Annotated in this window: 8 protein-coding genes and 1 tRNA gene; 5 read left to right on the forward strand and 4 right to left on the reverse strand. The window is 40.7% G+C overall.

The window, feature by feature from the left end:
- Positions 1–102 precede the first annotated feature (102 nt).
- The 3 genes from infC to ACTTKV_RS07535 form a co-directional block, all read right to left on the reverse strand.
- Complete coding sequence (gene infC, locus ACTTKV_RS07525) at positions 103–621, reverse strand: translation initiation factor IF-3 (protein WP_442549967.1); 519 nt, start codon at positions 619–621, stop codon at positions 103–105.
- Positions 618–2,438: a threonine--tRNA ligase gene (thrS, locus tag ACTTKV_RS07530; RefSeq protein WP_442549968.1), complete on the reverse strand. Its 1,821-nt coding sequence runs from the start codon at positions 2,436–2,438 to the stop codon at positions 618–620. The genes infC and thrS overlap by 4 nt, the downstream gene beginning before the upstream one ends.
- A gap of 342 nt (positions 2,439–2,780) precedes the next feature.
- Positions 2,781–3,356: a YbaK/EbsC family protein gene (locus ACTTKV_RS07535; RefSeq protein WP_442549969.1), complete on the reverse strand. Its 576-nt coding sequence runs from the start codon at positions 3,354–3,356 to the stop codon at positions 2,781–2,783.
- Between the two features lie 61 nt (positions 3,357–3,417).
- On the opposite strand from ACTTKV_RS07535, the gene ung reads away from it, so the two are divergent.
- The 5 genes from ung (at position 3,418) to ACTTKV_RS07560 (ending at position 8,048) form a co-directional block, all read left to right on the forward strand.
- Positions 3,418–4,110 carry a uracil-DNA glycosylase gene (gene ung / locus ACTTKV_RS07540; protein WP_442549970.1) on the forward strand — a complete coding sequence of 231 codons (693 nt, stop codon included), beginning with the start codon at positions 3,418–3,420 and terminating at the stop codon, positions 4,108–4,110.
- Positions 4,111–4,261: 151 nt separating this feature from the next.
- Positions 4,262–4,789 (forward strand): pyridoxamine 5'-phosphate oxidase family protein, encoded by a 528-nt coding sequence (locus tag ACTTKV_RS07545; RefSeq protein ID WP_442549971.1) that lies wholly within the window; start codon positions 4,262–4,264, stop codon positions 4,787–4,789.
- A 29-nt stretch (positions 4,790–4,818) separates the two neighbouring features.
- Complete coding sequence (locus ACTTKV_RS07550) at positions 4,819–5,985, forward strand: replication-associated recombination protein A (protein ID WP_442549975.1); 1,167 nt, start codon at positions 4,819–4,821, stop codon at positions 5,983–5,985.
- 40 nt (positions 5,986–6,025) lie between these two features.
- Positions 6,026–6,541 (forward strand): hypothetical protein, encoded by a 516-nt coding sequence (locus ACTTKV_RS07555; protein ID WP_442549972.1) that lies wholly within the window; start codon positions 6,026–6,028, stop codon positions 6,539–6,541.
- 88 nt (positions 6,542–6,629) lie between these two features.
- Complete coding sequence (locus ACTTKV_RS07560) at positions 6,630–8,048, forward strand: alanine/glycine:cation symporter family protein (RefSeq protein WP_442549973.1); 1,419 nt, start codon at positions 6,630–6,632, stop codon at positions 8,046–8,048.
- A gap of 21 nt (positions 8,049–8,069) precedes the next feature.
- Here the strand turns inward: ACTTKV_RS07560 and ACTTKV_RS07565 are convergent.
- Positions 8,070–8,145: transfer RNA gene (locus ACTTKV_RS07565), tRNA-Val, on the reverse strand.
- Positions 8,146–8,385: the final 240 nt, after the last annotated feature.

Consider the following 8,385-nt stretch of genomic DNA (forward strand, 5'->3'; position numbering starts at 1 on the left):
AAATTCTAAAATATTTTTGAAAACAGCTTATCTTATGAAATTTTTGCATTAAAATTTTGTATATAGAAGAAGAGCAAGCTAGCACCTGCTCTTTGTAGAAATTTAACCCTTTTTTGGAGTTACTAGCATATTTACATAACGACCTTCTATCATAGGCTCTTTGTCGCGGTCAGCTTCATCTTTGATCATCTCCCAGACCTTCTCTAGCATAGTCACACCAGCTTCTGGAGTGCTCATCTCGCGACCCTTCAAAAACACACGAAATTTAACGTGTTTGCCGTCTTGCAAAAATTCGCTCGCATGTTTAACCTTGTAGTTTATATCGTTTTGGGCGATCTTAACAGAGAGCTTTATCTCTTTGACGTCGATGATTTTTTGCTTTTTCTTGGCCTCTTTTTGCTTTTTCTCTTGCTGATAGCGGAATTTACCATAGTCCATTATCTTGCAAACCGGTGGCTTCGCATCAGGTGCTATAAGCACTAGATCAAGCCCAAGCCTATTTGAGATCTCTAAAGCCTCATCTCTTGAGATGACACCATACGCAGTGCCATCATCTCCTACACATCTTACCTCTCTCGCCCTTATGTCCTCATTGAGCAATACTTCATTTTCCTTACTCAAAAATGTACCTCACTAAGTTTCTCCTTCGTTAAATTTATAAATTCCGCCAAGCTCATATCGCTCTGCGTCCTAGCCTGTCTGTCGCGCAATGCAACGCTCTTGTTCGCTACTTCGTTGTCTCCTAGCACGACTATCATAGGCACCCTTTGTTTTTCTGCCGTTCTTATTCTCTTATTTAAACTCTCATTTTTACTTGCGATCTCACTATCGACGTTGATCTTTCTTAGCTCGCGTGAAATTTCTTTTGCATAGTCTAAATGCGCGTCGCTAATAGGCACTATAACAACCTGCGTAGGTGCGATGAAAAATGGCAACTCACCAGCAGTGTGCTCAAGTAAAATTCCTATAAATCTCTCAAAACTACCAAGTAAAGCTCTGTGAAGCATTACAGGGCGCTGTCTTTCGTTATTTGCGTCGATGTAGCCTAGATCAAAGCGCTCTGGTAGGTTAAAGTCCACTTGGATAGTGCCGCACTGCCACTTTCTCTTAAGCGCGTCGGTGATCTTAATGTCGATCTTTGGTCCATAAAATGCGCCGCCGCCCTCGTCGATGCCGTATTTAAAGCCATTTTCATCAAGGGCTTCTTTTAATGCTTTTGTAGCAGTTTCCCAAATTTCATCACCGCCAATCGCTTTGGCTGGCTTGGTTGAAATTTCCATCTCGTAGTTAAAGCCAAAATTCTCCATTATCTTGCCAGCAAATTTTAAAATTTCTAGGATATTTTCTTTGATCTGACTTGGCATACAAAAGATGTGCGAGTCGTCTTGCGCAAATTCGCGAACCCTGAAAAGTCCGTGAAGCACGCCACTTTTCTCATGGCGATGTACGACGCCGTACTCGAAAAATTTAAGCGGTAGATCGCGGTACGAGCGGATATCACTTTGATAAACTTTGATGTGACCAACGCAGTTCATCGGCTTGATACCGTACTCTGTCTCGTCGATCGTCGTAAAGTACATATTTTCTTTATAGTTTGCGTAGTGACCGCTTCTTCTCCACACATCAGCCTTTAAAAGCTCTGGCCCACGCACTGGCTCATAGCCACGGTCGCGGTGGGCTTTGTATAAAATTTGCTCTAACTTAGAGCGCAAGCGTCCACCATTTGGTAACCAGATCGGCAAGCCACCACCCACTTCTTCATCAAAAGTAAATAGTTTCATCTCGGTACCAAGCTTTCTATGGTCACGCTTTTTGGCCTCTTCGATGATGCGGATGTGCTCTTTTAAACTCTCTTTGTCAGCATAGGCTGTGCCGTAAATTCTAGTTAGCATCTCACGGCTCTCATCGCCGCCAAGATAAGCTCCAGCCACGCGTGTAAGCTTGAAAAATTTTAAAAATTTAGTATTTGGTACGTGTGGTCCACGGCAAAGATCTTCAAAGTCGCCTTGCGAGTAACTGCTCACTTCGCCTTCTGGAATTCTTTTTAGGACCTCTTGTTTTAGGTCGTCATCTTTAAATTTATCGCTCATATTAGCTTTAGTTGAGCAGGTTTTGACGATGTCAAATTTCTTCTCAGCAAGCTCTTTCATCTTATCTTCGATCGCTGCTAGATCGCTCTCGCCTAGCTTCGTGCCCTCATCATCAACTCTAAAATCATAATAAAATCCATCTTCTACGTTTGGTCCGACAAAAAATTTCGCCTTTGGATAGAGTGATTTGATAGCTTGTGCCATGAGGTGTGCACAGGAGTGTCTGATAACATGTAGTGCCTCTTTTGAGTTGTCAAAATAGATAGGCTCGGCACTACTCTCACGTCCTGCGATACTTTGAGTATCGACTATTTCGCCATTTAGTTTGTATGCGATGATATCGCTCATTGTTTTTCCTTATATCAAATTGTCTTTTTTACGATAAAAGAACGATTAAGGATTTTATCAAAATGGGCTTTAAGCTAAACTTAATATTTGCTAAGCAAATTTTTATAAATTCTTTTTAAATTTTTATAAATTCGAGCTAAAATTTTTAGGTTATTAAATATATATTTTTATATAAAAATATAAAAATACTTAGATTACGTATATTTTATTTATATAATTTATTATATTTTAAGATTATCACTGATAATATTTGCCACTGAAATGAATTTAGCAATTTCTCGTCTTTGCATTACTTAAATTCATTTTTCTCCCGACAATATTTAGTGCTAGGAAGTGGTTAGCCTAGCACTTTTCTTTTGTAAATTTAATAAGCACCGGCTTTACTATCCTAGAGTAGTCCTTTGCGTTTAAGACGATAGATCTATCAAGAAGTCCTGCATTAAAGGCTATCTCCTCATTTCGCTCCAGCAAACTCTCATCCACAACAAGATGTAAATTTTTATGAAAACTAAATGGCGGAACCGAGCCAAATACGCAATCAGCTAAGGCTGTAACCTCATCTGGGCTAGCAAGACTCGCTTTTTTGCCATCAAATTTTTGAGCAAGCGCATCAAGGTCCGCTTGCTCGTCAGCTGGCAAGACCGCTAGCAAGTAAATTTTACCAGCCTTCATCACTGGCTTTTCATCATCTAGCAAGTAGTCATTTAACACATTTTCATCTTTAAAAATTTGCCCAAATTTCTCCTCATCTACGCCCTTTATAGAGCATACCAGCGCCTTTGCACCCTGACTCATCTTCGTGCCTCTTATCTTAGCGACCTCCTCTGAAGTCCTAGCACTCTCATGCTCTATCACCTTAAATTTAGCCCCATTTTTACTAAGAAGGTCATGGATTTTATTAAAAATTTGCTCTGACACCGCTCTTTCCTTTGGATAAATTTAGTTAAAATTATACAGCTAAAACCAAAAAAGGCAGGAAATGCAGATAAATTTAGACGACGTAAAGATCGAACCAAGCTGGAAAGAGATGCTAAAAGATGAGTTTTTGAGTGAAAATTTCGCCAAGATCAAAGAGAATTTCTTAAAAGCAAAGAGTGCTGGCGTCGTCTATCCGCCAAGTGGACTTATATTTAACGCATTTAACCTAACGCCATTTCACGACGTCAAAGTAGTCATCCTAGGCCAAGACCCATATCACGGTGCAAATCAAGCTATGGGGTTAAGTTTTTCAGTGCCAAGTGGCGTGAGAGTCCCGCCAAGTCTTGCAAATATCTATAAAGAAATTTACGCCGATCTTGGCATAGAGGAGCCAAATAGCGGCGATCTTACAAACTGGGCAAAGCAAGGCGTGCTACTTTTAAACTCGACACTTAGCGTAAGTGCAGGAGCGGCAAATTCTCACGCAAGCTTTGGCTGGCAGGGCTTTACAGATGCTGTTATCAGAAAAGTAAGCGAAAATTTGCAAAATGTAGTTTTCATGCTTTGGGGTAACCCAGCCAAGGCAAAAGCGCCGCTAATAGATGCCAGCAAGCACCTCATTTTAGAAGCCGCCCATCCAAGTCCACTTGCTCGTGGAGCATTTTTTGGCTGCAGGCACTTTTCGAAGGCAAACATCTACCTAGCAAATCATGGTAAAACACCGATCGACTGGGATCTAAATACTAAAATTTGATCTGTTTTGACTCACTATTTAAACTAATCAAATTTAAGCTAAAAGGTAAAAAATAGTAATTTTCCGTATTTTTTATTTAAAAATTTTTTGCGTTAAACTAGCCTTTAAGCACTTAAATTTTAAAATATTTTTTACAAGAAAGGATAGGGATATGAGACGAAAAGATAGAGAGCTTGGGTGTGACGAGGCGCTTGATATCATCGATAATTGCGAATACGCTGTGATCTCTTGCGTTGATGATGAGGGAGAAATTTTTAGCGTGCCTATTTCGCCTGTTAGAGTTGGTGAGTCTATTTTCGTCCACGGGGCGACTGCTGGTAGCAAGACTAGACTTCTGCAAAATGGACGGAAAGTGGAATTTGTCTGCGTTAGTTTTAACAAAGTACCACATCTAAACGAGAGTGAGCTTGAAGAGATAAAGAACGATGGCAAAGCACTTGGTGGTAAGGTCTTTACAACTGAATATAAAAGTGCAATCGCAAAAACTAGAGCCTATGAGGTCAAGGACGAGGCCAAAAGATATGAAATTTTAAAAATTCTTAGCCAAAAATACACAGCATATGCGATGAGCACATTTGACGTGGCTGCGGATTACGGACTTGGTATCATGAAAATTTACGAGCTAAAGATAGAGAGTCTTAGTGCTAAGGCTAAAATTTTACCAAAATCTACAAAGTAAAAGGAATAAATTTGAGCTCACTTGCACTGATGTTTAGACCAAAAAACTTGGATGAAATTTGTGGCCAAAAGGCAGTTAAAGCAGCTTTTTTAAAATTTATAGCCACCGGGAAGATCCCACACTCCATCTTTTATGGTCCAGCAGGTTGTGGTAAGACGAGCTTTGCAAGAGCCGTGGCAAGCGGTGCAAACTACGACTTTTATGAGTTTGATGGCGGAAATTTAAAGATAGATGACTTTCGCAAAATTTTAAAAAACTACGAAAACGCCCTAAACAAACCGCTCTTTTTCATAGACGAGATCCACAGGCTTAGCAAAACCCAACAAGAAGCGCTTTTGATCCCTATGGAAAACTACAAAGCCCTAGTTATAGGCGCCAGCACAGAAAATCCCTTTTTCACGCTAAGCTCAGGCATCAGAAGTCGCTCGATGCTCTTTGAGTTTAGACCGCTTAGCAGTGGCGACTTTGAGGAGCTTCTTAGCAAGATAAAAGAGCAAATTTCATTTAGCATAGATGAAGATGCCAAAGAGTATCTCTTTAAAAGTAGCGGCGGCGACGCAAGAGCTATGCTAAATTTACTCGAATTTGCCATCACGCTTGATGAAAATGTGAGCTTAGAAAATTTAAAAACACTTCGCCAAAACGCCCTAAAAGAAGGGGCAAAAGAGGATGACACGCACTACGAGCTAGCAAGTGCTTTTATAAAAAGCCTGCGTGGAAGCGACGAAAACGCCGTCATCTACTACCTTGCAAGGCTTATAGACGCTGGCGAGAGTGCGGACTTTATCGCCAGAAGGATGGCGATATTTGCCAGCGAAGACATCGGCAATGCAAACCCAAATGCGCTAAATTTAGCCGCAAGCACGCTAAGTGCGGTAAAAGAGATAGGCTTTCCAGAGGCTAGGATCATACTAGCTCAGTGCGCCGTCTATCTAGCTAGCTCGCCAAAGTCAAACTCCAGCTACAACGCGATAAATGCCGCCCTAAGATACGTGCAAAGCGAGGAAATTTTAAAAATCCCGCCATATCTAAAAAACCACACAAAAGAGAGCAAAGACTACCTTTATCCGCATGATTTTGGCGGCTGGGTCGAGCAAAAATACCTAGAAAAACCGCTCGTTTTTTACAAAAGCAAGGGCATAGGCTTTGAAAAAACGCTAAATGAGTGGTTAGAAAAGATAAGGTCAAAGGGCTAAATTTAGGCTTTACCCTTTCGAAATTTAAAAAGGTACGCGCATGAACGAGCAAAATTTAGAATATATCGAAAATTTAAAGATAAAAGACGTGCCATGGGATAGACTAAGCTGCAGTTACGGCACGGCGGAGCTTTTTGCGCAAATTTTAAACACACTTGCAAAGGCTGTGAAAAAGTCTAAATTTGATGAAAATGAGCTTGCCGACCTGCTTCATGAGATAGTGGCTCAGTGCGAGTATCAAGAGACTTTTTGGCACGCAACGCCCTTTGCACTCGTTTTTTTAGTGCGAATTTATAAAAGTGCGCTAAGCGAAAAAGGCGAAGCAGCTAAATTTATCTCACGTAAGCTTGAAGAGTTTTTTAAGCTTATGCTTGAAATTTGCGAAAAAGTAGAGCAGATGGAGCATGCAAAACCGCTTGCAAAGATGGAGCAAATGCTAGAGCCAAAGTATCTTGAGATCATCGAGCAAGACGAGCTAAGCTATGACGATAGGCTATTTTACAGCTTTTACTACTACTCAAGCGTGGTTTTGCAGGGCGCATTTGTAAAAATTTAGCTCGGCCATGATTTTTTAGTAGTTAATTTAAATTTTATATTTTTTCAAATATACTTCTCAAATCCAAATCAATTACGAAAGTTAAAAAATGCCTACAAATTTTGCTGAAATTTTAAATAACTGCGTTGAAAGTATAAATTCATTTCTTTGGGGTCCATACTTCCTTATCGCCCTACTTTGCGGCACTGGACTATTTTTCACCATTAGACTTGGCTTTGTTCAGATTTTTAAATTTAAAATGGGTTTAGGCAAGCTTTTTGGAAATTTCTCACTTCACGGCGAGGCTGCTGGCAAGGCTGGTATGAGCTCGTTTCAAGCAGTCGCAACGGCGATCGCAGCGCAAGTTGGCACTGGAAACCTCGTGGGTGCGACGACAGCTCTTATCATGGGTGGACCTGGAGCGATTTTTTGGATGTGGTGTGCTGCATTTTTAGGCATGGCTACAAATTTTGCTGAAATTTGCCTTGCTCAAATTTACCGCACAAAAGACGACAGCGGCCATACAATAGGTGGTCCAGCATTTTACATAAGCCGCGGTTTAAAAGGTAAATTGGCAAAAATTTTAGCTGGATTTTTTGCTATCGCTATCATCATTGCACTTGGTTTTATTGGCAATATGGTTCAAGCAAACTCCATATCAGATGGCTTTAGTGGTGCTTTTGGTATACCGCAGTGGCTAACTGGTGCCTTTTTGGCGATAGTTTGTGCAATCATCTTCATAGGTGGCGTAAAAGCGATCGCAAGAGTAGCTGAGAAGATCGTACCTATCATGGCGCTACTTTACGTAGGTGTAGGACTAACTATCATATTTTTAAATTTTCAGCAAATTCCAGAAGCGGTCTCGCTCATTTTTAGAGCCGCATTTGATCCTTCAGCAGCTTGGGGTGGGGCGACTGGAGCTAGCATCGCAGCTGCTATGAGATACGGCATAGCAAGGGGTCTTTTTAGTAACGAGGCTGGCATGGGCTCAACCCCACACGCACACGCTGCTGCAAACGTCAAACACCCAGTCGATCAAGCCGTACTTGGTATAATGAGCGTATTTGTGGATACTTTTATCGTGCTAAACATTACAGTTTTTGTGGTGCTTACTGCAAATGTCGTCAGCTTTGAAAACGGCAAGGCAGTCTTTACAGGCATCACCTTAGTGCAAGAGGCCTTCTCGTCGCACATCTTTGGTAAAGCAGGCGGATATGGCTTTGTGGCGATTTGCCTATTTTTCTTTGCATTTACAACGATCCTTGGCTGGTACTACTTTGCCGAGATCAACGTACGCTACCTTTTAGGGGCAAAAGCAGTCAGGGCTTTTCAAATTTTAGTAGTCGTTTTTGTATTTTTAGGAAGCTTGCAAAAGGTGGATTTTGTCTGGAGTTTAGCAGATATGTTCAATGGCTTAATGGTCGTACCAAATTTGATCGCAATAATTCTTCTAAGTCCGGTCGTTGCAAGACTCTTAAAAGATCATGATGCTGGCAAAGAGTATGATGCGAAAGAGTATTTGAAATAAATTTACAGCCAAAAATCTGAATGGTGGCCCCGAATGGACTCGAACCATCGACCACTACCATGTCAAGGTAGTGCTCTACCAACTGAGCTACGGGACCAAAGATTTGGGATTATATTTTATTTTCTATTTTATTTAGCTTAATTTTAATGATGAAAAATTAGCAAAAGCATAAATTCTCTCAATCAAAATCAGAAATTTCTATTAACCCACATAGCCAATAAAAGGCAACTAGTTATATTATATCCGGCATACAACTATACAAAAGCATATAAATCAATCTGCCCCTCCCCGGCACACTACCTTAACATTAATACAATTTTAACCACACGAGGACTAT

The sequence above is a fragment of the Campylobacter sp. genome (genome assembly GCF_052169515.1).
GTDB lineage: Bacteria > Campylobacterota > Campylobacteria > Campylobacterales > Campylobacteraceae > Campylobacter_A.